The organism is Mesorhizobium sp. M7A.F.Ca.US.005.03.2.1 (assembly GCF_003997795.1).
In the GTDB taxonomy this organism is placed as follows: domain Bacteria; phylum Pseudomonadota; class Alphaproteobacteria; order Rhizobiales; family Rhizobiaceae; genus Mesorhizobium; species Mesorhizobium ciceri.
Map to the genome: position 1 here is coordinate 1 of NZ_RZRP01001568.1, position 529 is coordinate 529.

The following is a 529-nucleotide window of genomic DNA, read 5'->3' on the forward strand; positions in this document are numbered from 1 at the left end:
GCCCGAGATCGCGCTTGGCCAAGACCTTGCCGGCAGCGGCATCGCCGAACTTGCCGCCAGGGGCATGCTCAAGGCCGATGCCGCGCCTCTGGCGGTCGAGACGGTGCTCAACGTCACCCGCCATGACGGCAAGCAAGGCAATGTCGATGCCAAGATCCACTTTGCGCCGGCGGACAACAGGCTCGATCTTGACCTGAAGGCCTCGGAGCCGGCAGGCGGCATCATCGCCAATCTGCTCAAGCTGCCCGATACGCCGCCGGTCGACATAATTGTCTCGGGCACCGGGCCGCTCGCCAATTGGAACGGCATCGGCACGTTCTCGGTCGACGGCAAGATCGTCACCCAGCTGACAGGCCGGCACCAACTGACCGACAAGGGTAATCATGTTGAGGCCAAGGGCGACGGCGATTTCGCTCGCTTCCTGCCTGAGAATCTCAAGCCGCTGTTTGCCGGCAAGACCAGCTTCGATGTCGCCGGCACCGCCACATCGGCCGGTGGCGTCAGTGTCGACCGCGCCCACATCGACAGC

Annotated in this window: 1 pseudogene; it reads left to right on the forward strand. The window is 64.5% G+C overall.

Annotated features, from left to right (window positions below):
* Positions 1-529, forward strand: a pseudogene (locus tag EN991_RS39175) (hypothetical protein); the annotation flags it as partial.